The organism is Bisbaumannia salifodinae (genome assembly GCF_055388505.1).
The window spans coordinates 192762-218515 of the sequence record NZ_AP043781.1 but is presented as its reverse complement, the minus strand read 5'-3'; the positions used below and the strand labels follow the sequence as shown (position 1 = coordinate 218515).

General features: G+C 63.8%; 24 protein-coding genes, 3 tRNA genes and 3 rRNA genes. 16 read left to right on the top strand and 14 right to left on the bottom strand.

The features are described 5' to 3' along the window. Window positions 1–36: 36 nt before the first annotated feature. Entirely contained in the window at window positions 37–783 is a 747-nt protein-coding gene (gene phbB / locus ACZ5EF_RS01095) for an acetoacetyl-CoA reductase (RefSeq protein ID WP_346062883.1), read from the bottom strand. A gap of 203 nt (window positions 784–986) precedes the next feature. Here phbB and ACZ5EF_RS01090 point away from each other — a divergent pair. After that, window positions 987–1063 (top strand) — tRNA-Met (locus ACZ5EF_RS01090). Between the two features lie 880 nt (window positions 1064–1943). Next, a complete protein-coding gene (locus tag ACZ5EF_RS01085) occupies window positions 1944–2873 on the top strand; it encodes a co-chaperone YbbN (protein ID WP_346062910.1) in 930 nt (309 codons plus the stop codon). A 44-nt stretch (window positions 2874–2917) separates the two neighbouring features. Here the strand turns inward: ACZ5EF_RS01085 and ACZ5EF_RS01080 are convergent, their stop codons facing one another. Next, the gene (locus tag ACZ5EF_RS01080; protein WP_346062884.1) at window positions 2918–4087 is read right to left on the bottom strand and encodes a MalY/PatB family protein; all 1170 of its coding nucleotides are present in this window, start codon (window positions 4085–4087) and stop codon (window positions 2918–2920) included. A gap of 57 nt (window positions 4088–4144) precedes the next feature. Here ACZ5EF_RS01080 and ACZ5EF_RS01075 point away from each other — a divergent pair, with 57 nt between their 5' ends. The 7 genes from ACZ5EF_RS01075 (at window position 4145) to ACZ5EF_RS01045 (ending at window position 7237) form a co-directional block, all read left to right on the top strand. Beyond that, a complete protein-coding gene (locus ACZ5EF_RS01075) occupies window positions 4145–4579 on the top strand; it encodes a hypothetical protein (RefSeq protein ID WP_346062885.1) in 435 nt (144 codons plus the stop codon). A gap of 79 nt (window positions 4580–4658) precedes the next feature. Continuing rightward, a complete protein-coding gene (locus ACZ5EF_RS01070; RefSeq protein WP_346062886.1) occupies window positions 4659–5072 on the top strand; it encodes an acyl-CoA thioesterase in 414 nt (137 codons plus the stop codon). Continuing rightward, entirely contained in the window at window positions 5069–5539 is a 471-nt protein-coding gene (gene ybaK / locus ACZ5EF_RS01065; protein ID WP_346062887.1) for a Cys-tRNA(Pro) deacylase, read from the top strand. The genes ACZ5EF_RS01070 and ybaK overlap by 4 nt, the downstream gene beginning before the upstream one ends. Before the next feature lie 54 nt (window positions 5540–5593). Further along, window positions 5594–5923, top strand: coding sequence for a hypothetical protein (locus ACZ5EF_RS01060; RefSeq protein WP_346062888.1), 330 nt, complete (start codon window positions 5594–5596; stop codon window positions 5921–5923). Then, window positions 5892–6413 (top strand): DUF501 domain-containing protein, encoded by a 522-nt coding sequence (locus ACZ5EF_RS01055; protein ID WP_346062889.1) that lies wholly within the window; start codon window positions 5892–5894, stop codon window positions 6411–6413. The genes ACZ5EF_RS01060 and ACZ5EF_RS01055 overlap by 32 nt, the downstream gene beginning before the upstream one ends. Before the next feature lie 40 nt (window positions 6414–6453). Next, complete coding sequence (locus tag ACZ5EF_RS01050; RefSeq protein WP_346062890.1) at window positions 6454–6579, top strand: hypothetical protein; 126 nt, start codon at window positions 6454–6456, stop codon at window positions 6577–6579. A 109-nt stretch (window positions 6580–6688) separates the two neighbouring features. Further along, window positions 6689–7237, top strand: a complete 549-nt coding sequence (locus ACZ5EF_RS01045; protein ID WP_346062891.1) for an LOG family protein — start codon at window positions 6689–6691, stop codon at window positions 7235–7237. 10 nt (window positions 7238–7247) lie between these two features. Here ACZ5EF_RS01045 and ACZ5EF_RS01040 read toward each other — a convergent pair whose 3' ends face one another. Then, window positions 7248–7757: a 3'-5' exonuclease gene (locus tag ACZ5EF_RS01040; RefSeq protein WP_346062892.1), complete on the bottom strand. Its 510-nt coding sequence runs from the start codon at window positions 7755–7757 to the stop codon at window positions 7248–7250. Between the two features lie 91 nt (window positions 7758–7848). Continuing rightward, window positions 7849–8373, bottom strand: coding sequence for a tetratricopeptide repeat protein (locus ACZ5EF_RS01035; protein ID WP_346062893.1), 525 nt, complete (start codon window positions 8371–8373; stop codon window positions 7849–7851). Between the two features lie 242 nt (window positions 8374–8615). Here ACZ5EF_RS01035 and ACZ5EF_RS01030 point away from each other — a divergent pair, with 242 nt between their 5' ends. Together ACZ5EF_RS01030 and yaaA are read left to right on the top strand one after the other, a co-directional pair. Further along, the gene (locus ACZ5EF_RS01030; RefSeq protein ID WP_346062894.1) at window positions 8616–9647 is read left to right on the top strand and encodes an NADP(H)-dependent aldo-keto reductase; all 1032 of its coding nucleotides are present in this window, start codon (window positions 8616–8618) and stop codon (window positions 9645–9647) included. Window positions 9648–9736: 89 nt separating this feature from the next. Continuing rightward, window positions 9737–10516, top strand: a complete 780-nt coding sequence (yaaA, locus tag ACZ5EF_RS01025; protein WP_346062895.1) for a peroxide stress protein YaaA — start codon at window positions 9737–9739, stop codon at window positions 10514–10516. Window positions 10517–10522: 6 nt separating this feature from the next. Here the strand turns inward: yaaA and ACZ5EF_RS01020 are convergent, their stop codons facing one another. Continuing rightward, window positions 10523–11098: an isochorismatase family protein gene (locus ACZ5EF_RS01020; RefSeq protein WP_346062896.1), complete on the bottom strand. Its 576-nt coding sequence runs from the start codon at window positions 11096–11098 to the stop codon at window positions 10523–10525. A gap of 103 nt (window positions 11099–11201) precedes the next feature. Between ACZ5EF_RS01020 and ACZ5EF_RS01015 the strand changes: the two genes are divergently transcribed. Then, window positions 11202–12032: a Tim44 domain-containing protein gene (locus ACZ5EF_RS01015; RefSeq protein ID WP_346062897.1), complete on the top strand. Its 831-nt coding sequence runs from the start codon at window positions 11202–11204 to the stop codon at window positions 12030–12032. A gap of 79 nt (window positions 12033–12111) precedes the next feature. Here ACZ5EF_RS01015 and ACZ5EF_RS01010 read toward each other — a convergent pair whose 3' ends face one another. The 7 genes from ACZ5EF_RS01010 to tyrS form a co-directional block, all read right to left on the bottom strand. Beyond that, window positions 12112–12315 carry a hypothetical protein gene (locus tag ACZ5EF_RS01010; protein WP_346062898.1) on the bottom strand — a complete coding sequence of 68 codons (204 nt, stop codon included), beginning with the start codon at window positions 12313–12315 and terminating at the stop codon, window positions 12112–12114. A gap of 631 nt (window positions 12316–12946) precedes the next feature. Further along, window positions 12947–13062, bottom strand: a 5S ribosomal RNA gene (rrf, locus tag ACZ5EF_RS01005). A 111-nt stretch (window positions 13063–13173) separates the two neighbouring features. Further along, window positions 13174–16061: ribosomal RNA gene (locus ACZ5EF_RS01000) — 23S ribosomal RNA — on the bottom strand. Between the two features lie 202 nt (window positions 16062–16263). Continuing rightward, a tRNA-Ala gene (locus ACZ5EF_RS00995) sits at window positions 16264–16339 on the bottom strand. 99 nt (window positions 16340–16438) lie between these two features. After that, a tRNA-Ile gene (locus ACZ5EF_RS00990) sits at window positions 16439–16515 on the bottom strand. 93 nt (window positions 16516–16608) lie between these two features. Then, window positions 16609–18148: ribosomal RNA gene (locus tag ACZ5EF_RS00985) — 16S ribosomal RNA — on the bottom strand. The 16S, 23S and 5S rRNA genes sit together here with 2 tRNA genes alongside, the layout of an rRNA operon. Window positions 18149–18801: 653 nt before the next feature. Further along, a complete protein-coding gene (gene tyrS, locus ACZ5EF_RS00980) occupies window positions 18802–19998 on the bottom strand; it encodes a tyrosine--tRNA ligase (RefSeq protein WP_346063007.1) in 1197 nt (398 codons plus the stop codon). A gap of 114 nt (window positions 19999–20112) precedes the next feature. Between tyrS and ACZ5EF_RS00975 the strand changes: the two genes are divergently transcribed. Further along, entirely contained in the window at window positions 20113–21240 is a 1128-nt protein-coding gene (locus ACZ5EF_RS00975) for an anhydro-N-acetylmuramic acid kinase (RefSeq protein ID WP_346063006.1), read from the top strand. Window positions 21241–21258: 18 nt separating this feature from the next. On the opposite strand, the gene ACZ5EF_RS00970 is transcribed toward ACZ5EF_RS00975, so the two are convergent. Beyond that, on the bottom strand, window positions 21259–22401 hold the full coding sequence (locus ACZ5EF_RS00970) for a PilT/PilU family type 4a pilus ATPase (RefSeq protein WP_346063005.1): 1143 nt from the start codon (window positions 22399–22401) through the stop codon (window positions 21259–21261). Between the two features lie 46 nt (window positions 22402–22447). Continuing rightward, entirely contained in the window at window positions 22448–23482 is a 1035-nt protein-coding gene (locus tag ACZ5EF_RS00965; RefSeq protein WP_346063004.1) for a type IV pilus twitching motility protein PilT, read from the bottom strand. A 47-nt stretch (window positions 23483–23529) separates the two neighbouring features. Between ACZ5EF_RS00965 and ACZ5EF_RS00960 the strand changes: the two genes are divergently transcribed. The 3 genes from ACZ5EF_RS00960 to ACZ5EF_RS00950 are packed head-to-tail and all read left to right on the top strand — an operon-like array spanning window position 23530 to window position 25731. Beyond that, a complete protein-coding gene (locus ACZ5EF_RS00960) occupies window positions 23530–24243 on the top strand; it encodes a YggS family pyridoxal phosphate-dependent enzyme (RefSeq protein WP_346063003.1) in 714 nt (237 codons plus the stop codon). Between the two features lie 38 nt (window positions 24244–24281). After that, window positions 24282–25103 (top strand): pyrroline-5-carboxylate reductase, encoded by an 822-nt coding sequence (gene proC, locus ACZ5EF_RS00955; RefSeq protein ID WP_346063002.1) that lies wholly within the window; start codon window positions 24282–24284, stop codon window positions 25101–25103. Window positions 25104–25140: 37 nt separating this feature from the next. Then, window positions 25141–25731, top strand: coding sequence for a YggT family protein (locus tag ACZ5EF_RS00950; protein ID WP_346063001.1), 591 nt, complete (start codon window positions 25141–25143; stop codon window positions 25729–25731). Window positions 25732–25754: the final 23 nt, after the last annotated feature.

Genomic DNA, 25754 nt, shown 5'->3' with positions numbered 1-25754 from the left:
GGCCTCGCGTTTTGTTGACGATCGCCAGCCGGCGATTCAGCCCATAAATTGGCCGCCGTTGATATCCAGGTTGGCGCCGGTGATAAAGCCCGACTCCTTGTCGGCCAGGAAGACCACCGCCCGGGCGATCTCCTCGGGCGTACCGAAGCGCTTGACCGGAATCCCCTGACGGATCCCGTCACGGATCTCGTCGGCAATCTTCATGATCATATCGGTGGCCACATAGCCCGGCGACAGGGTGTTGACGGTGATGCCCTTGCTGGCGGTCTCCTGGGCCAGGGACATGGTCAGCCCATGCATCCCCGCCTTGGCCGCCGCATAGTTGACCTGGCCGAACTGCCCCTTGCGGCCATTGATTGAGGAGATATTGACGATTCGCCCATAGCCCTGTTCCAGCATGTCCGAGATCACGCTGCGACAGGTATTGAAGACGCTGTTGAGGTTGGTATCGATGACCTCGTGCCACTGCTCGGGGCTCATCTTCTTGAGGGTGCCGTCCCGGGTAATCCCCGCACAGTTGACCAGCACGCTGATGGGGCCATGCTGCTCGCGAATCTCGCGGACCCCGGCTTCACAGGAGGCGTAATCCACCAGATCGATGCCCGACAGGGTGATATTGTCGAAACCGTCGGCCTGCTGCTGGGCCAGCCAGCCCTTGGCCTTCTCGGCGTTATGATAGCCCGCCACGACCCGATAGCCCTCCTTGGCCAAGGCGCGACAAATGGCGGTGCCAATACCACCGGTGCCCCCGGTGACCCAAGCGACGGGTGCAGTATCGGTCATAGAATAACTCCCTTGTATTAGTGGCCCTGAATAACGACGCGGTACCTCGAAAGGTGGCCACAGTGTCGTCGACCCGCGAGTCAAGATGATGACTGCCCGACCAGTATGTGATGCCGCGCCACAACAGGACGAGCGTTTCATTGCATGCGCCCTATCAACGCTTGACGTGCGTCATAAAATCCGTATAGTGTGCATCACGTTGATGCGGGGTGGAGCAGTCTGGTAGCTCGTCGGGCTCATAACCCGAAGGTCATCGGTTCAAATCCGGTCCCCGCTACCAAACACAGAGAAAGGCCGATTCCTAGGGAGTCGGCTTTTTTCGTTGCTGAACCGATGACCGTCATCGGTTCACTCTGGTTTCCAGGTCAGCGGTCCCCGCTACCCATTTAGAAGAGGCAGTTACCTAACAAGGTGACTGTCTTTTTGCTTTGCGGGAAAGCATCGGGCTCGACTCTTCACCAGCCCGGGAAGGTCGCCGGCTCAGTCCGGTCCCCGCTACCAAACACAGAGAAAGGCCGATTCCTTAGGGAGTCGGCTTTTTTCGTTGCTGAACCGATGACCGTCATCGGTTCACTCTGGTTTCCAGGCCAGCGGTCCCCGCTACCCATTTAGAAGAGGCAGTTACCTAACAGGGTGACTGCCTTTTTGCTTTGCGAGAAAGCATCGGGCTCGACTCTTCACCAGCCCGGGAAGGTCGCCGGCTCAGTCCGCTCCCCGCTACCAAACACAGAGAAAGGCCGATTCCTTAGGGGATCGGCTTTTTTCGTTGCTGAACCGATGACCGTCATCGGTTCACTCTGGTTTCCAGGTCGGCGGTCCCCGCTACCCATTTAGAAGAGGCAGTTACCTAACAAGGTGACTGCCTTTTTGCTTTAAGAGAAAAGCATTGGGCTCGGCTCTTCACCAGCCCGGGAAGGTCGCCGACTCAGTCCGCTCCCCGCGACCAATCCCCCTTGGTTCGTTTATTCCTTGTATACGCTATCCGTGGCGCCCGAGGAGGAGGCTCCGCCACTGAAGCGGCAACCCCCAGGCCCCATGTCGTCGCCAACGAGCATCGCGTCTCGCCTTGGGTTTTCTCGCCATGTCTCCCCTCCGACCTTGAATCCCACCCCCATCACCCGCATCTTGTGAGGAAACCCGTGATTCACAAGGCAGACCCCATGCAGATCGTCGACCCGCGCAGCGGTGCCCCCCTCTCCTCCGAGCCGCAAGCCTCGAGCCCGCAATCTCAGGCCGACCCCAGCGCCTATATCGTCGATATCGACATGAGCAACTTCCAGCAGGTGGTGCTGGAGGGGTCGATGCAGACGCCGGTGCTGCTGGACTGCTGGGCTCCCTGGTGCGAACCCTGCAAGAACCTGATGCCGGTGCTGGAGAAGCTGGCCCGGGAGTATCAGGGCGCCTTCGTGCTGGCCAAGCTGAATATCGACGAAAATCAGGAAATCGCGGCGCAGCTGGGCATCCGCTCGGTGCCGGACGTCAAGCTGATTCTCCAGGGGCAGCTCTATGATCAGTTCCAGGGCGCCCTGCCGGAGGGGCAGATCCGCGAGTGGCTGGGGCAGTACCTGCAGCCGCCGGCGGAAGCGCCGGCCAGTCCCGAGGAGCAGGCCAGGGCGGCCCTGGAAGCCGGCGATGCGGCCACCGCTCGGGCGCTCTATGAGCAGCTGGTGCAGCAGCACCCCGAGCACCATGACTATCAGATCGAGCTGGCCGGCGCCCTGCTCGCCGAGGGGCGCCCCGAGGATGCCAAGGCCCTGCTCGATAACCTGCCCCCCGAGCACCGCGACGCCCCCAGGGCCCGCGGCGTACGCGCCAGCCTGGCATTCCGCGAAGAGGCCCCCGATGACCAGGCCCTCGCCGCACTCGGCGACCGCGACGATAGCGAGGCGCAGTTCCAGCGCGCCCTGCGCCAGGTGGCCGATGGCGGCTATGAGGCCGGCCTGGAGGCCCTGCTGGCGCTGATGAAGCGCGACCGTGCCTACGGCGACGATGCCGCCCGCCAGACCCTGCTGCGGGTCTTCGACGCCCTGGGCGCGGAACACCCCCTCACCGTCACCTATCGCCGCAAGCTCTTCGCCCTGCTTTACTGAGTCGCCCGAAGACGCCATGGCGGCCGCCTCAGGGCGGCCGCCGGCTATTTCAGCACCGTATCGAGTCGCTCGATGGCCTGCACCAGTTGCGTCGGCGTGGTGCCGAAGTTGAGCCTGACGAAGCCCGGCCAGCCGAAGTCGGCCCCGTCGGAGAGCGCCACCCCGGCCCGCTCCAGCAATGCCCGCTGGGGCGAGTCGCCGAGGCCCGCCTCACGCATATCGAGCCAGGCCAGGTAGGTGGATTCCGGAAACGCCATCGACACGCCGGGCCAGCCGGCCACCGCCGCCACCAGGCGCCGGCGATTATCGCGCAGCACCGCCAACAATGCCTGTCGCCAGGGTTCGCCCCGGGTGTAGGCCGCCTCCGCCGCCACCATGCCCAGCACATTCATATCCGGCTGCAGGCCCCGGCAGCGCGCCACGAAGCGCCGCCGCAGCTCGGCGTCGGGGATCACCGCACAGGCGGTGGTCAGCCCCGCCAGATTGAAGGTCTTGGAAGGCGCCCACAGCGTCACGGTGCGCGCCGCCAGCTCGGGATAGGCCGCCGCCAGGGGACGATGCCGGGCGCCCTCCTCCAGCAGCAGGTCGCAATGCAGCTCATCGGAGGCGACCAGCAGGTCGTGGCGAGCCACCAGCGCCGCCAGGCCCTCCAGCTCCTCGTCGCACCAGACCCGGCCGGTGGGATTATGCGGATGGCACCAGAGCAGCAGCCGCGTCTGGGGGGTAATGGCCGCCTCCAGGGCCGCCAGGTCGAGGCGCCAGGGCTCGCCGGGGGCCGTCGGCTCGGCGAGCCGCGCCTGCTGGGCCAGCCGCCCGCTACGCTCGGCCACCTTGAGGAAGGGCGGGTAGATGGGCGTCAGCGTCAGGATGCCCTCGCCGGGTTCGGTCAGGGCCAGGGCCGCCACTTGCAGGGCCGGCACCACCCCCGGCAGCCAGTGCTGCCAGTCGGGAAGGATCGTCCAGTCATAGTGCCTGGCGCTCCAGTCGCAGAGGGCCCGGCGCAGGCTAGCGGGCACCAACCCATAGCCGTAGACCCCATGGGCGACCCGGGCCTGCAGGGCCTCGATCACCGCCGGCGGCGAGGCGAAGTCCATATCGGCGACCCAGAGCGGCAGCACCTCCTCGCCGTAGCGGTGCCATTTCTGGGACGGCCAGTCGGCGCCCCGGGGATCGGGGTGCCGTCGCTCGATGGGCGTGGCAAAATCGAAGGCCATGTCTGCTCCTCGTCAGTTCACTGCTGGCGCCATTGCACCACTTATAAGGGTTTGACCATGCAGGAAAGTCCCTTCTACGCCAAGGTCCGTCGTGGCCTGCCCGCCCTGATCGACCAGTGGCGCCGGCTGGGCCAGGGCGATCCCGAGCGCCTGGCCCTGATCCTCGCCGAGACGGCGCGGGTCGCCAAGCTCGGCGAGCCGGAAGCCACGCCCGGCGCCGATGAGCTGGCCGCCTGGAGCCGCCCCGAGGCCGCCGAGAGTCTTCCACTCTGGGCCGCCAAGACGGCCACCTACCTGCTGGTGCAGATGCCGGCCCATCCCACCCCGGAGAGTTTCGACGAGGCCTGCGCCTGGGCCTACTGCTGGCTACGCAACCGCGACTTCGCCGACTTCGACAGCGCCCTGGCGGCCCTGCCGGCGCACCTGCAGGAGCCCCTGGCTCAGGCCCTGAAGGCGGCCTGGACCGATCGCCAGGGGCTACGGCTGATCTAGCCGTACCTCAGTCTGATGTCGACTTGACCTAGCGTTTGCTCGGGTTAATGCTGGCACTTTCTTCGCCAAGGAAACCGCCATGTTCACCACCGACCTCACCCCAGCCTTCACCGACACCGATGCCCTGGGCCATATCAACAACACCCGGCTGCCGGTCTGGTTCGAGCAGGCCCGCACCGAGCTGTTTCGCCTCTTTACGCCGGACCTGGATCCCCGCAAGTGGCGCCTGATCCTGGCCAAGCTGGAGGTGGAGTACCTGGCCGAGCTCTTCTATGGCCAGCCGGTGGAGATTCGCACCTACCTGACGCGGCTGGGCAACAGCTCTCTCACCGTGACCCAGGAGGCCTGGCAGGGGGGACGGCTCGGCGCCCGCGGCCATACCGTGATGGTGCACTATGACCACGCCGCCAAACGCTCGCTGCCCATCGAGGGCGAACTGCGCCAGCGCCTGGCAGAGCACCTGCATGACACCCTCGCCGAGGCCACGCCATGACCCCGGCCATCCGTGCCCTGGAGCGCGCCGACATCCCCCATCGGGTATTGAGTTACGCCCATGACCCGCGGGCCCCCGCCTATGGCCTGGAGGCCGCCGAGGCGCTGGACCTTCCCCCGGAGAGCGTCTTCAAGACGCTGCTGGCGCGCCTCGACGACGGTCGCCTGGCGGTGGCCCTGGTGGCGGTAACCGATCAGCTCGACCTCAAGGCCCTGGCCCGGGCCGCGGGGGCCAAGAAAGCCCAGATGGCCAACCCCGAGGAGGCCCAGCGGGCCACCGGCTATGTGGTCGGCGGCATCAGCCCCCTGGGGCAGAAGAAGCGCCTGCCGACCCTGATCGACCGCCGGGCCGAGACGCTCTCGGAGCTGCATATCAGCGCCGGCAAGCGCGGCCTGGAGGTGACCCTGGCGCCCGCCGACCTGGCGCGACTGTGCCAGGCCCGCTTCGTCGACCTGGCGCGGCCTTGAGCCATTATCGGCGCCATGCTGTCATAGGCATATGACCCGGGATGGGAGCCCGCCATGGCCATCCGCTACAACCTGTGGCTCGACCCCGACAATAGCGCCACCCATCGCGCCGTGGAGGCGGATCTGGAGCGCTACTTCGTGGAACGTTTCGCCGACTATCCCCATATCCGGTTGTTCGGGGCCGACCCTTACGATTATGATGCCCCCTTCAACCGCCTCTACGATGCGCTGATGGCCCGGGCCCTCGACTACTGTGAACGGCAGTGGCGCTATGTGCCCACGCCGGCCCAGCTCAATCAAGCCTTCTTTCGTGCCGTGGGGCGCTCGAACAAGTTTCTGCGAGACCCCCAAGATGGTGATCCCCACCGATCAGATTCCCGATGAGCGCCAGTTGGCGATCATCACCGAGCAACTCGGCCGCGCCCCCCGCGGCATTCAGGCCGTGACCGCCACCGACGGCGAGGGCACCCCCCTGGTGCTGCGCATGCACTCGCTGGTCGACGGCAAGCCTTTTCCGACCCTCTTCTGGCTCTGCTCCGAGCGCCTCAAGGTGGAGCTCTCGCATATCGAGGCCGCCGGGGTAATCAAGCGCCTGGAGGCGCGCCTCCAGGATGACCACGACTTCCTGGCCGCCTACCACCGCAGCCACGAGGACTATGTGGCACGCCGCTGGGCCTCCATGAGCGCCGCCCAACAGGCCGAGGCGGAGCGCCTGGGCTATGCGGAGCTGCTGCGTCGCCGCGGTATCGGCGGCATCGCCAACTGGGATCAGGTGCGCTGCCTGCATACCCAGTACGCCCACCACCTGGGTGGCGACAATATTATCGGCCAGTGGCTGGACGCCGAGTACGGCGTCGCCGACTGCCTGCCCTGATTTCCCCTCCCCCTGACCCCCTTCGAATGGAGACCCGCCCATGTACTTCGATACCCACGTGATCGCCAGCCTGGCCCTGATCGGCAGCATGCTGGTCATTAGCGTCATTGGCGCCAAGCTGCTGCGCGATGCCATGCGTCGCGACGCCAGCCGCAGCAGTCGCTAAACTCGGCGAGGCGATCGGGAAGGGGCACCGCCGGGTGCCCCTTCCGCGTTTGCGAACACGCCAAGACCGTGGCGGCCAGGTGCCGCTTCCCACACGCAAGGAGTGATGCATGGCAAGTATCTGTGTCTATCTGGGCTCGCGGGATGGCGAGGATCCCCGTCACCGCGAGGCCGCCGAGGCCCTGGGCCGGCTGATCGCCCAACGCGGCCATACCCTGGTCTATGGCGGCGCCCGCGTCGGCCTGATGGGGCGCCTCGCCGATGCGGCCCTGGCGGCGGGAGGCCGGGTGATCGGCGTGATGCCGCGTCACCTGGTGGCCAGGGAGCAGGCCCACCTGGGGCTCAGCGAGCTGATTCGAGTCACCGATATGCACGAGCGCAAGGCCACCATGGCCGCCCATGCGGACGCCTTTATCGCCCTACCCGGCGGTATCGGCACCCTGGAGGAGCTGTTCGAGATCTGGACCTGGCGCTACCTGGGGCTCCACGACAAGCCCCTGGGCGTCCTGGACAGCGGTGGCTTCTATGCGCCCCTGCTGGGCTTCCTGGACGGCACCGTATCGGCGGGCTTCCTGGATCAGCGTACCCGCGAGCAGCTACTCTCCGCGACCTCGCCGCAGGCGCTGCTCGACGCCCTGGAGGGGCGCCTGGCGGGCTAAAAGAGCTTGGTCAGTCGGCGGCCCGGCCCTGGGAGAGACCCAGGGTGCGGGCATAGGTCTGCTGCAGCAGGCGGGCATCATCGCCGGCACGGTGACGGTGGATGCCCAGATCCACCACCAGGGTCTCCTTGGTGGCTTGCCATAGCGCCTGCTGCTGCTCGTCGAGCAGGCGTCGCAGGGCTTCGAGGCGAAAGCGCGGCAGCACGCCGGCATGATGGAAGAGCAAGGATAGCCAGGTATTGTCGTAGCCCCAGCTGTCGCTATAGGCCACCCCCACCTGGGCCAACTCATCATTGAGCCAACGCGCCACTTCATCCACCGGATGTCCCTCTCGGGCCAGTCGCGCCCGGGAGATGCCGTGCAGCAGCTCGGCCTTGGGATCCCAGTGCACCCACTCCGGCAATGGCTGGATCAGGAAGGCACAGCTACTGCCATCGGCGCGGGCGATGCCCACCTCGATGGGGTAGCTACCACGCCCGAATCCGGACGCCTCGATATCCAGCAGTGTCGGCAGCGTCACTCGGGCGTCCTCTGGTTAACAAGGGGCGGCCGGGCTCATGGCGAGCCCGGGAATCTTTTCAGCCTACTGGGTTAGCGGCGCCGGGTCGACTTCAGTGGCGCGCGGCGGGGGCATCCGGCAGGTCGGGGGATGACCAGAGGGCGGGCTCCAGCTGACGATCGGCCAGGGATTGCCAATAGGCGGCCTGCTCGGCGTCTACCGCCAGCCCAAGCTCACCCTTGCGATAGGCGTCGGCCAGGCGCTCGGCGGCCAGGGGATGCCCCGCCTCGCCGGCCCGGGCATACCAGGTCACGGCATTATCATCGCGACGCGGGTACTGGGCACAGCCGTGCTCGTAGATACAGCCCACCTGGTACTGGGCACGCACATCGCCACCGTGTGCCGCCTCCAGCACATAGCGTGCGCCCCGCGCCTTGTCCTGGGGGGACACCCCGCGGTGAAACAGCATATGTCCATAAAGCGACAGGGCGGCGGGGTGGCCCGCATCGGCACAGCGCTGAAACAGATGCATAGTCAAGCGCTGGGTACGCGGCGAACGCGGCAACCAGCGCATGTGGAAGAGCTGCTCCGCCAGTCGATATTCAAGGCGCGTGAACAGTGAAGATGCCTGCGGCATGGCAAACAACCTTGCATTCCTGGATAGCGAAGAAATGGGCCGGCCCCTCATATAGCATAGGCCAGCAACCAAGCGTCACTGCATCGCCAGAACCCGCTGTTCTGGCGAACGGGCCGCAAGCATACGCCCCTCGTCAGGGCGACTCAACCCTCGACAGGGCCTGCGCCGCGCCAACTGAGTTTGCCGGCGGCCCGGGGCCTGGCTACCATGCCCTAGATTATCGCGAGATCAGGAGTGGATGCATGCAGACCCGACCGCTTGGCGACACCGGAATCGACGTCAGTCGCCTGTGCCTGGGCACCATGACCTTCGGCGAGCAGAACAGCGAAGCCGAGGCCCACGAGCAGCTCGACCGGGCGGTGGCCTTCGGCATCAATTTCATCGATACCGCCGAGATGTACCCGGTACCGCCCCGGGCCGAGACCCAGGGTCGCACCGAGGCCTACATCGGTAATTGGCTCAAGGCCCGCGGCTCCCGGGACGATGTGATTATCGCCAGCAAGATCGCCGGCCCCGGCATGGACTACCTGCGTGGTGGCTCACGCCTGACCCGCGAGCAGATCCACCAGGCGGTAGAGACCAGCCTGCAGCGCCTGCAGACCGACTATATCGACCTCTATCAGTTGCATTGGCCCGACCGCTACACCAATTTCTTCGGCCGCCTGGGCTACGAACCCAAGGAGGAGGAAATCAGCACGTCCCTGGAGGAGAGCCTCTCGGCCCTCAAGGAACTGGTGGAAAGCGGCAAGGTGCGCGCCATCGGCCTCTCCAACGAGACCCCCTGGGGGCTGATGCAGAGCCTGCGCCTGGCCGAACGCCTGGGCCTGCCCAGGGTGGCTAGCATCCAGAACCCCTACAACCTGCTCAACCGCACCTTCGAGATCGGCCTCGCCGAGATCGCCCACCGCGAGGAGGTGGGCCTGTTGGCCTACTCGCCGCTGGCCTTCGGGGTGCTCTCCGGCAAGTACCTCGACGGCCACTGGCCCCCCAAGGCGCGCCTGACCCTCTATGAGCGCTTCCAGCGCTACAATTCGGAGAGCGCCGCCGAGGCGACCCGCGCCTATGTGGAGATCGCCCGGGAGCACGGCCTGGATCCGGCCCAGATGGCCCTGGCCTTCGTCAACTCCCGCCCCTTCCTGACCAGCAATATCATCGGTGCTACCACCATGGAGCAGCTGGAGAGCAACCTGGCCAGCGAGTCCCTGAAGCTCGAGCCCGCCGTGCTGGAGGCCATCGAGGCGGTGCACCGGCAGTTGCCCAACCCCTGCCCCTGAGCCCACCGGGGGCTATCGCCGCGATAGCCCCCAGCATGGCGGACGCCTGATATACTCGAGGCACCTTCACCAGGACCCAGGAGCGCCCCATGTTGAGCGTGATCTCGCCCGCCAAGACGCTGGATTTCGAGACCCCGGCCACCACCCAAATCCATACCCGGCCGGACCACCTCGAGCGCAGCCAGGAATTGATCGAGATCCTGCGCAATTACTCCCCCCAGCGCCTCAGCGAGCTGATGGGCATCAGCGACAAGCTGGCCGGCCTCAATGCCGCCCGCTTCGCCGACTGGGCGCCGCCCTTCACCCCCGAGAACGCCAAACCCGCCGCCCAGGCCTTCCAGGGCGACGTCTATGTGGGCCTGGAGGCGGCAAGCTTCGACGACGACGACAACGCCTTCGCCCAGCAACACCTGCGCATCCTCTCCGGCCTCTATGGGCTGCTGCGCCCCCTCGACCTGATCCAGCCCTATCGCCTGGAGATGGGCACCCGGCTAGAGAACGCCGCCGGCAAGGACCTCTACGCCTTCTGGAAGCCGCTGCTCACCGCCGAGCTGGACAAGGCGGTGGCCGAGAGTGGCACCCCGGTGCTGGTCAACCTGGCCTCCAATGAGTATTTCAAGGCCATCGATACCCGCAAGCTGCAGGCCCGGGTCATCACCCCGGTGTTCAAGGACGAGAAGAACGGCAAGCTGAAGATCATCAGCTTCTATGCCAAGAAGGCCCGCGGCCTGATGGCCGCCTGGATGATTCGCCAGCGCCTGGAGGATCCCGAACGGCTCAAGGCCTTCGACGTGGCCGGCTACCGCTTCGATGCCGGCCTCTCGCAGGGCGACACCCTGGTCTTCACTCGCCCGGAAGGGGCGGCCTGAGGGTACTCAGAAGAAGCGCAGGGAGCGGTCCGCGCGTTCGCGGAGATAGCCCCGATGCACCGCCTTGAAGCGCTCGTCATCACAGCGCTGCAGCCACTCGTAGGCCACCATATCGGCGCTCACCGGAATGGCCCCCATGGCAGTGACCCGCTCGCGGGCCAGCCGCGCCTCCTCCGGGCGCCGGCTGGCGGTGGCCTCCACCAACCAGTAGACCTCATAGCCGGCATCCAGCAAGCCCAGGGCACTCTGCATCACGCAGATATGCGCCTCGCTGCCGCAGATCACCACCTGGTGCCTGCCGCTCTCGCGCAGCGCCTCGGCAACGCTCGCCTCATCGTGGGCGCCGAAATGCACTTTCTGGAAGTAGCGGGCCTTCGGCAGACGCTCCACCAGGCGCGGGTCGGTTCCCCCCAACCCCTCGGGATACTGCTCGGTGACCCACACCGGAACCTGTAACTCCTGGGCCACCTCGCCCAGCCAGCCAGCCTCCGCTACCGCCTGCTCGCCCCCGTGGACCACCGGCAGCAGGCGACTCTGCAGGTCGATGATCAAGAAAAGGCTCTCCTCATGCTCCAGCCGCATGGTCTCTCTCCCGATAATTGGTTCCGTCGCAACGCCTAGTGGCTAGAATAGAGGGCCCAAGACTTTCTGACACCTCACTAGCCTTCAACCCTGGAGACACCCTATGCGCCATCTCTTCGTCATGCTGCTGGTCGGCGTGCTCGGCTTCGGCCTGGCCGTCGACTACGCCGAGGCCCGTCGCCTGGGCGGCGGCAGCAGTATCGGCAGCGTTTCCCGCTCCGCCTCACCGCCCACCACTGCCAAGGCCACCCAGGGCCAGACGCCCAATCAGGCCGCCGGCACCTCGCGTGGCCGCGGCATGGGGGGGATGCTCGGCGGTCTGCTGGCCGGGGGCCTGCTGGCCGCCCTGTTCTTCGGCGGCGCTTTCGATGAACTGCGCATGATGGATCTGCTGCTGATCGCCGGTATCGCCTTCCTGCTGTTCCGGCTGCTGGCCCGCCGCCGCACCGCCGTAGCAGGGGCAGGGGCAGGGGCCGCTCAGCCGGCGCCGGGCCAGGCGCAGCCCCAAGCCTTCCAGAGTGACGCCATGCCGGCCGCCGGCAGCCTCGGCGGACTGGCCGGCGAGCCCGAGTGGTTCGACCGGGAGCGCTTCCTGGGCGGCGCCAAGGAGCACTTCATGACCCTGCAACGCGCCTGGGACAATAACGACTTCTCCCAGATCCAGGAGTATGTCACTCCGGAGCTCTACAACCTGCTACGCCAGGAGCGCGCCCAGCACCCCGCCAATAACCGCACCGAGATCGTGCGATTGTTCGCCGAGCTGGGTAGCGTGCAGGAGATCGGCCAACAGGCCGAGGCCACGGTGATCTTCCACGGCATCATCGACGAGAACGGCGAACACAACGAGTTCAACGAGACCTGGCACCTGGTTCGCGAACTCCGCGACGAGGCTCCCTGGTACCTCCAGGGCATCGAACAGAACGCCGGCACCTGAGGACAATACCTCACGGGTAGAAACGACCAAGGCCGGGCAAATGCCCGGCCTTGGTCATGCTGCTTGCCACAGTCCTGAATCAATACCCCCCGGAGCTCCCCTCGGCGCTCTCCTCAAGACTTTCCCCCATCTCTTCGATGCCCTCTCCGGCATCTTCCATGGCCTCGTCGATATTCTGTCCTGCCTCTTCCGCCGGGCCCGGATCGTCCTCGCAGGCCGCCAGGCCCAACCCCATCATGGCCACCAGGGCCGCCATCGCCAAGTAACGCATCATGCCTGTCATCGTCTCCTCCTGAGATCTCACTACGGATAGCACCGCCATTTACCATAGCAGAGCCCCCGACTCGCCGAGGGCGAGCCTTTGTATGGGTTTGTAAGCCAGCCACACCAGTGCATACCTTCCATGAAGATCCACAGGGCCTCAAATGACGAAGCCCCGATCTCTGTCGAGACCGGGGGCTGAATACGAAAAAACCCCAGCCTCTGTCGACGCTGGGGTTATCTCTCAATAAGTGCCTGACGAGGATCCGGCCGGCGCTCCGGCGGGCGGCGTCCGCTACTCGACTCGTCTCATCCTGAGACTCGCCCTTCGGGCCCGCCGAGGCGGTTTCCGCCGCTTCCCGACAGGCGGGATCCATGGGAGACCCCCAAACGACGAAGCCCCGACCAATGGTCGGGGCTTCTGAATAAGTGCCTGACGATGATCGCGCCGGGCTCCGGCGGTCGGCGCTCCGATACTCTCGCATGGGGGTGAGACCGCCCGGCCCTTCGTGGCACCGCCACGGGGGCGGTCGAACGCCCCGAGCCGGCGAGGGGCCGGACCGCGAAGCGGCCCCACGAGGTAAAGAGCGGGTCTCCCCATGCCCATGAAAAAACCCCGAACACTGAGTGCCCGGGGTTTTTTCGATATAAGTGCCTGACGATGACCTACTCTCGCATGGGGAGACCCCACACTACCATCGGCGCTGAGCGGTTTCACTGCTGAGTTCGGCATGGGATCAGGTGGTTCCCACTCGCTATGGTCGTCAGGCGTAAACGGTGGCCGGCTGCGTGCGTGTCGCAACCCGCCTTATGAATCATGCTGTTGAGGATCGTCTCACGTATCCGGCGCGTACCTTTCGCGCAAACCCCTTGGGGTTATATGGTCAAGCCTCACGGGCCATTAGTATCGGTTAGCTCAACGCCTCGCAGCGCTTCCACACCCGACCTATCAACCAGCTAGTCTTGCTGGACCCTTTAGGAGGCGCAAGGCCTCAGGGAAGTCTCATCTTGAAGGGGGCTTCCCGCTTAGATGCTTTCAGCGGTTATCCTGTCCGCACATAGCTACCCGGCAATGCCACTGGCGTGACAACCGGAACACCAGAGGTGCGTCCACTCCGGTCCTCTCGTACTAGGAGCAGCTCTTCTCAAACTTCCGACGCCCACGGCAGATAGGGACCGAACTGTCTCACGACGTTCTAAACCCAGCTCGCGTACCACTTTAAATGGCGAACAGCCATACCCTTGGGACCGACTTCAGCCCCAGGATGTGATGAGCCGACATCGAGGTGCCAAACACCGCCGTCGATGTGAACTCTTGGGCGGTATCAGCCTGTTATCCCCGGAGTACCTTTTATCCGTTGAGCGATGGCCCTTCCATACAGAACCACCGGATCACTAGAACCTACTTTCGTACCTGCTCGACGTGTCTGTCTCGCAGTCAAGCACCCTTATGCTCTTGCACTCATTGCACGATTTCCGACCGTGCTGAGGGTACCTTCGTGCTCCTCCGTTACTCTTTGGGAGGAGACCGCCCCAGTCAAACTACCCACCACACACTGTCCTCGCCCCGGATGACGGGGCTGAGTTAGAACGCCAATGATGCCAGGCTGGTATTTCAAGGTTGGCTCCACCCGAACTGGCGTCCGGGTTTCCAAGCCTCCCAGCTATCCTACACAAGCAACATCAGCGTCCAGTGTGAAGCTATAGTAAAGGTTCACGGGGTCTTTCCGTCTAGCCGCGGGTACACAGCATCTTCACTGCGATTTCAATTTCACTGAGTCTCGGGTGGAGACAGTGTGGCCATCATTACGCCATTCGTGCAGGTCGGAACTTACCCGACAAGGAATTTCGCTACCTTAGGACCGTTATAGTTACGGCCGCCGTTTACCGGGGCTTCGATCAGGAGCTTCGGCCGGAGCCTAACACCATCAATTAACCTTCCGGCACCGGGCAGGCGTCACACCCTATACGTCCGCTTGCGCGTTTGCAGAGTGCTGTGTTTTTAATAAACAGTTGCAGCCACCTGGTATCTTCGACCGGTTCGTGCTTCCACCGCAGGGTGTTCACACTACGCCGGCGTGCCTTCTCCCGAAGTTACGGCACCATTTTGCCTAGTTCCTTCACCCGAGTTCTCTCAAGCGCCTTGGTATTCTCTACCTGACCACCTGTGTCGGTTTGGGGTACGGTCTCACAGAATCTGAAGCTTAGAGGCTTTTCCTGGAAGCGTGGCATCAATGACTTCCAGACCGTAGTCTGTTCGTCTCGTCTCTCGGCCTTGAGATCCCGGATTTGCCTAAGATCTCGGCCTACTGACTTTCACCAGGACAACCAACGCCTGGCTCACCTAGCCTTCTTCGTCCCCCCATCGCAATTCTGTGAGGTACGGGAATATTGACCCGTTTCCCATCGACTACGCCTTTCGGCCTCGCCTTAGGGACCGACTCACTCTGCTCCGATTAGCGTCGAACAGAAACCCTTGGTCTTCCGGCGGGGGAGTTTTTCACTCCCCTTATCGTTACTCATGTCAGCATTCGCACTCGTGATACCTCCAGCGGGCTTCTCAACCCACCTTCATCGGCTTACACGACGCTCCTCTACCGCTCGTCATTCGACGAACCCGTAGCTTCGGCACCTGGTTTGAGCCCCGTTACATCTTCCGCGCAGGCCGACTCGACTAGTGAGCTATTACGCTTTCTTTAAAGGATGGCTGCTTCTAAGCCAACCTCCTAGCTGTCTAAGCCTTCCCACATCGTTTCCCACTTAACCAGGATTTTGGGGCCTTAGCTGACGGTCTGGGTTGTTTCCCTTTTCACGACGGACGTTAGCACCCGCCGTGTGTCTCCCACGCTGCACTCACCGGTATTCGGAGTTTGCCTCGGGTTGGTAAGCCGGGATGGCCCCCTAGCCGAAACAGTGCTCTACCCCCGGCGGTGATACGTGAGGCGCTACCTAAATAGCTTTCGAGGAGAACCAGCTATCTCCGGGCTTGATTAGCCTTTCACTCCGATCCACAAGTCATCCAAATCTTTTTCAACAGATCCTGGTTCGGTCCTCCAGTTGATGTTACTCAACCTTCAACCTGCTCATGGATAGATCGCCCGGTTTCGGGTCTATATCCAGCGACTGGTCGCCCAGTTAAGACTCGGTTTCCCTACGCCTCCCCTATACGGTTAAGCTCGCCACTGAATATAAGTCGCTGACCCATTATACAAAAGGTACGCGGTCACAGAACGAGTCTGCTCCCACTGCTTGTACGCATACGGTTTCAGGATCTATTTCACTCCCCTCTCCGGGGTTCTTTTCGCCTTTCCCTCACGGTACTGGTTCACTATCGGTCAGCCAGGAGTATTTAGCCTTGGAGGATGGTCCCCCCGTCTTCAGTCAAGGTTTCTCGTGCCCCGACCTACTCGATTTCACTGGATCAGGTTTTCGGCTACGGGACTATCACCCACTATGGTCGAGCTTCCCAGCTCGTTCGCCTAACCAGTCACCAGCTTAAGGGCTGGTCCCCGTTCGCTCGCCGCTACTTGGGGAATCTCGGTTGATTTCTTTTCCTCGGGGTACTTAGATGTTTCAGTTCCCCCGGTTCGCCTCCTGCACCTATGGATTCAGTGCAGGATACTCATCTTGTGATGAGTGGGTTTCCCCATTCGGAAATGTCCGGGTCACAGGTTGTTTGCCACCTCACCGAACCTTATCGCAGGCTACAACGTCCTTCATCGCCTCTGGCTGCCAAGGCATCCACCGTATGCGCTTAATCGCTTGACCATATAACCCGAAGGGGTCTGGTCGCGATTGGTACGATAATTGCCGGATACGCTTGAGACGTATCGTCAATTTGTCAGCATGATTCATATTTTTAAAGAGCGACTGTCAATCGACAGTCATAAACCGGTCATCATGGTCGATGATGATGGCTTATGACTGTGGATCCGATCAGGAATTGACTGTTTGGTGGGGCGTGGGGAGATGGTGGAGCCTAGCGGGATCGAACCGCTGACCTCCTGCGTGCAAGGCAGGCGCTCTCCCAGCTGAGCTAAGGCCCCTTTCCCAGCAACAAGCTGGCAAGCTTCAAGCCTCAAGTAAACCCATCACGCTGCGATGGTAGCCCTTGGCACTTGTAGCTTGAGACTTGTCGCTGATGTTGGTGGGTCTGGGCAGATTTGAACTGCCGACCTCACCCTTATCAGGGGTGCGCTCTAACCAACTGAGCTACAGACCCGGCTAACCATAGGACATCCGCCCTAACAGTCATTTGCTCTGGTCGATCAGGTAATTCATTGTGGGCACTTGCCGGCAGGCGGCGGTCGTCGTTTAAGGAGGTGATCCAGCCGCAGGTTCCCCTACGGCTACCTTGTTACGACTTCACCCCAGTCATGAACCACACCGTGGTGATCGCTCCCCCGAAGGTTAAGCTAACCACTTCTGGTGCAGTCCACTCCCATGGTGTGACGGGCGGTGTGTACAAGGCCCGGGAACGTATTCACCGTGACATTCTGATTCACGATTACTAGCGATTCCGACTTCACGGAGTCGAGTTGCAGACTCCGATCCGGACTGAGACCGGCTTTATGGGATTAGCTCCACCTCGCGGTATCGCAACCCTTTGTACCGACCATTGTAGCACGTGTGTAGCCCTACCCGTAAGGGCCATGATGACTTGACGTCGTCCCCACCTTCCTCCGGTTTGTCACCGGCAGTCTCCCTAGAGTTCCCGACCGAATCGCTGGCAAATAGGGACAAGGGTTGCGCTCGTTACGGGACTTAACCCAACATTTCACAACACGAGCTGACGACAGCCATGCAGCACCTGTCTGTGCGCTCCCGAAGGCACCAATCCATCTCTGGAAAGTTCGCACGATGTCAAGGGTAGGTAAGGTTCTTCGCGTTGCATCGAATTAAACCACATGCTCCACCGCTTGTGCGGGCCCCCGTCAATTCATTTGAGTTTTAACCTTGCGGCCGTACTCCCCAGGCGGTCGACTTATCGCGTTAACTGCGCCACAAAGTTCTCAAGGAACCCAACGGCTAGTCGACATCGTTTACGGCGTGGACTACCAGGGTATCTAATCCTGTTTGCTACCCACGCTTTCGCACCTCAGTGTCAGTGTCAGTCCAGAAGGCCGCCTTCGCCACTGGTATTCCTCCCGATCTCTACGCATTTCACCGCTACACCGGGAATTCTACCTTCCTCTCCTGCACTCTAGCCTGACAGTTCCGGATGCCGTTCCCAGGTTGAGCCCGGGGCTTTCACAACCGGCTTATCAAGCCACCTACGCGCGCTTTACGCCCAGTAATTCCGATTAACGCTCGCACCCTCCGTATTACCGCGGCTGCTGGCACGGAGTTAGCCGGTGCTTCTTCTGCGAGTGATGTCCTTCCTGAAGGGTATTAGCCCTCAGGCCTTCTTCCTCGCTGAAAGTGCTTTACAACCCGAAGGCCTTCTTCACACACGCGGCATGGCTGGATCAGGGTTTCCCCCATTGTCCAATATTCCCCACTGCTGCCTCCCGTAGGAGTCTGGGCCGTGTCTCAGTCCCAGTGTGGCTGATCATCCTCTCAGACCAGCTACGGATCGTCGCCTTGGTGAGCCGTTACCTCACCAACTAGCTAATCCGACATAGGCTCATCCGATAGCGCAAGGTCCGAAGATCCCCTGCTTTCTCCCGTAGGACGTATGCGGTATTAGCGTGAGTTTCCCCACGTTATCCCCCACTATCGGGCAGATTCCTATGCATTACTCACCCGTCCGCCGCTCGACGCCTGGAAGCAAGCTTCCATCGTTTCCGCTCGACTTGCATGTGTTAGGCCTGCCGCCAGCGTTCAATCTGAGCCATGATCAAACTCTTCAGTTTAAAATCATTGTGGTTCTTACTTGTCACCCGAAGGCAACAAAAGCGAACCAAACTTGGCTCAAGGTTCAAACGTTCTCAAAAAGACCCGAAGATCTTTGACGAGTCGCTTGCCTTGATGATTTGGTGACTTCTCACCGCCTCACCGACAAGCGCCCACATGAATTACCTGATCGATTGTTAAAGAGCGGCTCCTGGCTCTCTAAAGAGTGGAGCGTCTCGCTTTGGTCGCTGTTGCGACGCCGCTGCGAGGAAGCGATATTCTACCGATTCGGCCGCTGCTGTCAAGCCCTGCTCGGCGACCCCGAGGCGGGCTGCGAAGCAGCGACCTGCGGTCATCCGAGCCGGCGACGGGCCGGTCGGTGTGGCGATGCATTCTACCGCATCCGGCCGTTCTGTCAATCGCGTTTTTCGCGAGAGGGTTTCGAAAACCCCAACAGAAACAAGCACTTTTGCCACTCATTGCCGCTGGCCACGATGTCCGTCGCCGGCAGCGGATGCGTACTTTACGGATTTCCCCGGGGCCCTGCAAGGACTTTGTGGCAGAAAGTTTATCCACAACCAAAATCGCCGACTCGTTGTGGACAAGGAAGGTGCCGGAGACGACAACGCCCGCACGAAGGCGGGCGTTGATCGCGACGGTCTGATCGACGTCATCAGGCGATGGTGACTCGGGCATAGCGTTTCTTGCCGGCCTGGATCACATAGCTCTTGCCACTCGCGAGCATCAGATCGCGCGGGGCCACTTCACCGTCCACCTTGACCCGGCCATTACCCAGCATGTCCTTGGCCTGGGCACTGTTATTGGCCAGCCCGGAGCGATTGAGCACCGCGGCGATGGGGGCCTGGGCACCGTCGAAATCGACGCTCACCTCCGGCAGGTCTTCCGGCAGCTCACCGTCGGCCAACTGGTTGCCGGCGGACTTGTGGGCATTGGCCGCGGCCTCTTCGCCGTGATAGCGGGCGATCAGCTCACGGGCCAACACCATCTTGATATCGCGGGGATTGGCCCCGGCGTCCATATCGCGCTTGAGTGCGTCCAGCTCCTCATTACTCTTCAGGGAGAGCAGCTCGAAGTAGCGCCAGATCAGGCTGTCCGGCATGGAGACCAGCTTGTTGAACATCACCCCGGGGGCATCGTCGACGCCCACATAGTTGCCCAGCGACTTGGACATCTTCTGCACGCCGTCCAGGCCTTCGAGCAGCGGCATGGTGATCACCACCTGGGGCTCCATGCCGTAGTGCTTCTGCACTTCGCGGCCCATCAGTAGGTTGAACTTCTGATCGGTGCCGCCCATCTCGATATCCGCGTCCAGGGCCACGGAGTCGTAGCCCTGTACCAGTGGGTAAAGGAACTCGTGGATGGAGATGGACTGGCCGGCCTTGTAGCGCTTCTCGAAGTCATCGCGCTCGAGCATCCGCGCCACGGTGCTCTGGGCCGCCAACTCGATCATCCTGGCGGCGCTGAGCTCGCCGAACCACTCGGAGTTGAAGCGCACCTCGGTCTTCTCGGGGTCGAGGATCTTGAACACCTGCTCCTTGTAGGTCTGGGCGTTGGCGATGACCTCTTCCTCGGTGAGCGGCTTGCGGGTGACGTTCTTGCCGGTGGGATCGCCGATCCGCCCGGTGAAGTCGCCGATCAGGAAGATGATCTGATGGCCCAACTCCTGGAACTGGCGCATCTTGGTGAGCAGCACGCTATGGCCCAGGTGCAGGTCCGGGGCCGTGGGATCGAAGCCCGCCTTGATACGCAGCTTGCGCCCCGAGGCGAGCTTCTTCTTCAGCTCGTCCTCCAGCAGGATTTCATTGGTACCGCGCTTCAACAGCGCCAGCGCGCTCTCGACATCGGTCATCGTACCCTTACTCCACAGATAAAGCGGTGTTGACGGCAAAACAGCTTGACGAATGGGAAGGGATGTTAGCATGTCTTGCCCAACACCGTTGAGAGCCGACGAGGAGCCGTCAAGATGTCGCTTTATATTGGCCTGATGTCCGGCACCAGCCTGGACGCCATCGATGCCGCCCTGGTGGACTGTAGCGTCCCGGCTCCACGCCTGCTGGCGACCCGGGCAGCGCCCCTGCCCGAAGCGTTGCGCGACTCACTGTTACGGCTCTGCCATGCCGAGGCCGCGACCTTTCGCGAGCTGGCCGAGGCGGAGGAGGCCTTCTGCCAACTGCAGGCCCAGGCGGTCACCGAGCTGCTCGAGGCCAGCGGCACCGCCGCCGCAGACGTCGTCGCCATCGGCAGCCACGGCCAGACCATCGAGCACGCCCCCGAGGGGCACGATGGCGGTGCACCTTATACCCTGCAACTGGATAACCCCAGCCGCCTGTCGGAGCTGACCGGCATCACCGTGGTGGCCGATTTTCGCCGTCGCGACCTGGCGGCCGGCGGCCAGGCCGCGCCTTTGGCGCCGGCCTTCCACCAGGCGCTGTTTCGCCACCCCGAGGAGTGGCGCCTGGTGCTCAACCTGGGCGGCTACGCCAACCTGACCCTGTTACCGCCGGCAGACCACCCGGCCGAGGTGCTGGGCTTCGACAGCGGCCCCGCCAATGCCCTGCTGGATGGCTGGTATCAGCGCCATCAGGGCGGGCGCTTCGACGCCGATGGCGCCTGGGGCGCCGGCGGCCGGGTCGACGCGGCCCTGCTGGCCCGGCTGCTGGCCGACGACTACTTCCAGCGCCCGCCCCCCAAGAGCACCGGCCGCGAACACTTTCACCTGGCCTGGCTGGAACGCCATCTCGTTGGCGGCGAATCGCCCCGGGATGTTCAGGCCACCCTGGCGGAGCTGACCGCCGCCAGCGTGGCCCTGGCCATCGAGCAGCTCAGCGAGCGGTTGCCCGAGGCCAAACCCGCTCGACTGCTGCCCTGTGGCGGCGGCGCCCATAACCCTTACCTGCTCGACCGCCTCCAGGCCAGGCTCCCGGCACTGACGCTGACGCCCTGCGCCGAACTGGGCTGGCCCGCCGACTGGCTGGAGGCCGGCGCCTTCGCCTGGCTGGCCAGCCGGCGCCTGAATGGGCTGCCCGGCAACCTGCCCTCGGTGACCGGTGCCCGAGGCCCCCGGGTGCTGGGCGGGGTCTATGCGCCCTGAGCCCGACGCTGTCCCCAATCAGAAGTCGTCCCCCGAGCGCAGGCTAAAGCGCTCGCTGCCACTCTTGGCCTGATCCACCACCTCGCTGCTGGGGTCTCCGAACTTGATCATCATGCGCAGGTCGTTGGCCGAGTCGGCATGCACCAGGGCCACGTCCTCGCTGACCACCCCCGCCCGATAGAGGTCATAGAGCGCCTGATCGAAGGTCTGCATGCCCAGGTCCCGGGAGCGTGCCATGACGTTCTTGATCTCGCTCACCTTACCCTTGCGGATCAGGTCGCCGATCAGTGGCGAGCACAGCATGATCTCGATGGCCGCACGGCGCTCCCCCTGGGGCGTGGGCAGCAGTTGCTGGGCCACGATGGCGCGCAGGTTGAGGGAGAGATCCAGCCACACCTGGTCGTGCCGCTCGGAAGGGAAGAAGTTGATGATGCGATCCAGGGCCTGGTTGGCGTTGTTGGCGTGCAGGGTGGCCAGGCAGAGGTGGCCGGTCTCGGCGAAGGTCAGGGCGTGTTCCATGGTCTCCCGGGTGCGCACCTCGCCGATCAGGATCACGTCCGGGGCCTGGCGCAGGGTGTTCTTCAGCGCCACCTCGAAGGACTCGGTGTCGATCCCCACCTCGCGCTGGTTGATGATCGCCTTCTTGTGGGGATGCACATACTCGATGGGGTCCTCGACGCTGATGATATGCCCCCCCAGGGTCTCATTGCGCTGCTGGATCATCGCCGCCAGGGTGGTGGACTTGCCGGTGCCGGTACCGCCCACCACGAACACCAGGCCGCGCTTGATCTCGGCCAGTTCGCCCAGGGCCGGCGGCAGGTAGAGCTCCTCCAGGTGGGGAATATCGAAGGCGATACGGCGTAGCACCATGGCCGGCTGATTGCGCTGCTGGAAGGCACTGACCCGGAAACGCCCCTTGCCCGGCAGGCTCAGGGCGAAGTTGGCCTCATGCTCGGCGGCGAAGCGCACCCGCTGGCTCTCCGGTACCGCCGCCTGCACCAGCTCGGTTACCTGGGCCTGGCTCAGCCCCTGCTCGCCCATGGGGGTGAGCTTGCCGGCGATCTTCAGGGTGGGGGGCGCCTTCACCGAGATCAGCAGGTCCGAGGCCTCCTTATCCACCATGATCTGCAACAACTGCTCCAGCCATTCGTTCGCGGTCATGAGTTGTCCCTCGCTTGTCGGGGTAAGGATGGGGATGGCCACCGACTCAGGTCGGCAGGATCGCCTTGGCCTTGGCCTGAGCCTCGTCCCGGGAGACCACGCCATCGCTGATCAGGCGCGCCAGGGACGCATCGAGCGTCTGCATACCCAGGTTGCCGCCGGTCTGGATCGCCGAGTAGAGCTGCGCCACCTTGTCCTCGCGGATCAGGTTACGCACCGCCGCCGTGGCCACCAGGATCTCGTGGGCGGCAACCCGTCCACCGCCGATACGCTTGAGCAGGGTCTGGGAAATGACCCCCTGCAGGGACTCGGAGAGCATGGAGCGCACCATGGTCTTCTCGTCACCGGGGAAGACGTCGATGATCCGGTCGATGGTCTTGGCCGCCGAGGTGGTGTGCAGGGTGGCAAACACCAGGTGACCGGTCTCTGCCGCGGTCAATGCCAGGCGAATGGTCTCCAGGTCGCGCATCTCACCCACCAGGATGACGTCCGGGTCCTCGCGCAGGGCGCTGCGCAGCGCCGGCGCGAAACCGTGGGTATCGCGATGCAGCTCACGCTGATTGATCAGGCAGCGCTTGCTGCGATGGACGAATTCCACCGGATCCTCGATGGTCAGGATATGGTCGTAACGGGTCTCGTTGATGTAGTCGACCAGCGCCGCCAGGGTGGTACTCTTGCCCGAGCCGGTGGGGCCGGTGACCAGCACCAGGCCACGTGGCATCAGCGCCAGCCGGCGAAAGACCTCGCCCAGCCCCAGGTCCTCCATGGTCAGGATCTCGGCGGGGATGGTGCGGAAGGCGGCGCCGATGCCGCGGCCCTGATTGAAGACATTGACACGGAAGCGCGCCACCCCCGGCACCTCGAAGGAGAAGTCGGTCTCCAGGTGCTCCTCGAAGTCGCGGCGTTGCCGGTCGTTGAGGATATCGTAGACCAGCTTGCGCACCTCACGATCTTCCATGGCGGGCACATTGAGACGCCGGATGTCACCATCCACGCGAATCATCGGCGGTAACCCCGCCGATAGATGCAGATCCGAGGCGTTCTGCTTTGCCGAGAATGCCAGCAGTTCGGTAATATCCATGCGGTTCCCCCTGTTCCCTGCTCCTAATTGTAAGGACGTGTATCAGTATGACAGAGGTTGCGCTTTCCGAGTCGTTGGCAGCGGCGAATCGACGCCTGGCCGAAGCATTGGCTAAGGCGGGCCGCGAGCCCGCAGCGGCGCGGCTGCTGGCGGTCAGCAAGACCAAGCCCGCGTTGATGGTGCGTGAGGCCCATCGACTCGGCCAGCGTGATTTCGGTGAAAACTACCTCCAGGAGGCCCTGGAGAAGCAGGTCGCCCTGGCCGATCTGCCCGATATCGTCTGGCATTTCATCGGCCCCCTGCAGTCCAACAAGAGCCGCGCCGTGGCCGAACATTTCGCCTGGCTACACAGTCTCGACCGGGAGAAGCTGGCGCGACGCCTCTCCGAGCAGCGCCCGACGCACCTGCCGCCGCTGAATGTCTGCCTGCAGGTCAATATCAGCGACGAGGCCACCAAGGCCGGCGTCTCCCTCGACGACCTGCCGGCCCTGGCCGAGGCGGTCGTCGCGCTGCCCGGACTGAGCCTGCACGGCCTGATGGCGATTCCCGCCCCGGCTCAGGGGGGCGAGGCCCAGCGCGAACCCTATGCGCGGCTGCGCCAGGCCCTGGAGGCGCTGCGCCAACGCTTCCCCGAGGCCCCCCTGGATACTCTCTCCATGGGCATGAGCGACGACCTGGAAGCCGCCGTCGCCGAGGGCGCCACCTGGGTGCGCCTGGGCACGGCGATCTTCGGCGCCCGCCCCAAGACACCCCGGCCCTAGGCGACGACCTGGGCCCAACGCAGAGGAATCGATTCCCTATGGCTAGCCAAGTGACGTTTATCGGTGCCGGCAACATGGCCAGCGCCATCTTCGGCGGCATGATCGAGGGTGGCTATCCCGCCACCGCCATCACCGCCACCTCGCCCAGTGACGAGGCCCTGGCCCCGCTGCGCGAGCGTTACGGCATTCGTACCGAAACCGACAACGCCAAGGCGGTGGCCAACGCCGACGTGGTGGTGCTGGCGGTCAAGCCGCAGATCATGCGCGGCGTCTGCGAGGCGATGCGTGATGCCACCCAGGCCCGCAAGCCGCTGATCGTCTCGGTGGCCGCCGGCCTCACCGCCGACACCCTGGAGACCTGGCTGGGCGGCGAGCTGGCGGTGATTCGCTGCATGCCCAACACCCCCTCCCTGGTGGGGGCCGGCGCCTCCGGCCTCTACGCCAATTCGCGAGTCAGCGACGAGCAGCGCCAGCTGGCTACCGGCCTGCTGGAGGCGGTCGGCCTGGTGGAGTGGGTCGACGAGGAAGCCCTGCTGGAAGCGGTCACCGCCATCTCGGGCAGCGGCCCGGCCTACTTCTTCCTGTTCTTCGAGGCCCTGGAGGCCGCCGGGGTGCGTCTCGGCCTGCCCGCCGACAGCGCTCGTCGCCTGGCCCTGCAGACCGCCTATGGCGCGGCGCGCATGGCCCAGCAGAGCGACAAGGACCCGGCCACCCTCAAGCAGAACGTGATGTCGCCGGGAGGCACCACCGAACGCGCCATCCACAGCTTCGAGGCCGCCGAGCTGCGGCGCATCGTCGAGGAGGCCACCGAGGCCTGCGCCACCCGCGCCCGGGAGATGGCCCAGGAGCTCGGCCAGTAACGCGCACTCGTATTCAGCAAAACAAGGAGCCCCTCCTATGGGCAGTCAAGTGGGAAGCGCCGGCCTGCTGCTGGTCAACACCCTGATCAATATCTACCTCTTCCTGATGATGCTGCGTTTCCTGCTGCAGGCATCCCGGGCCGACTACTACAACCCCATCAGCCAATCGGTGGTGAAGATCACCCAGCCGGTGGTCGGTCTCTTCCAGGGCTTCCTGCGCCCGGTGGGCCCCTTCGACCTGGCCACCCTGGGCGCCGCCTTCGTGATCAAGGCGGTCAGCATCATCGCCATCCTGCAGATCGCCGGCATCGGCATGCCGCCGCTGGTCGGTGTGGCCATCGGCGCCGTGGCGGCCATCGCCAATGCCATCCTCAAGATCTACTTCTTCGCGCTGATCGCCATGATCATCCTCAGTTGGGTGGCCCCCAACGCCAGTCACCCCGGCGCCCTGCTGGTGATGCAACTGGTGGAGCCGATCATGGCCCCGGTGCGCCGGGTGATCCCGCCGCTGGGCATGCTCGATCTCTCCCCCATCGTGGTGTTCATCGGCATCAGCCTGATCGATGGTATCGTGGTAGGTTCGCTGACCCGCGCCGCCGGTATCTCCGGCGCCCTGATCGGCCTGTGAGGCGCGTGCCGCCCCGGCGGCGG